This is a genomic window from Herbidospora sp. RD11066, assembly GCF_054661255.1.
Genome location: NZ_BAAGDO010000246.1, coordinates 1 through 255, shown reverse-complemented (window position 1 = coordinate 255; position 255 = coordinate 1). Strand labels below are relative to the sequence as shown.

The window sequence follows — 255 nt, the reverse complement described above, 5'->3', positions numbered from 1 at the left end:
CAGGCGCCCATCCTTCCTCGCCTTGATATCTCACGAGCCACCATCCATCCAAATTCTTTTCCACAACTTTCAACATAACACCAACATCAAAGGACAGTTCGTCCTCAGCTTGCGCTTGATGGCTCTGTATGGACTGGTAAACCTCCTCTTGTCCAGGTGCAAAAGTTTTTGAAGTGGTGATCTCTGATCCGTCGTCTACAGGTTCAAGATGTGATGCTGGAGCCCAACCTAACTCTCCTTCTCGGTCAACTAACC

1 protein-coding gene is annotated in these 255 nt (G+C 48.6%); it reads right to left on the bottom strand.

Annotated elements, in window-relative coordinates; genetic code table 11:
• The coding region (locus tag ACYQ78_RS39845; RefSeq protein ID WP_459806187.1) for an SH3 domain-containing protein at positions 1–255 on the bottom strand (255 nt) is incomplete at both ends.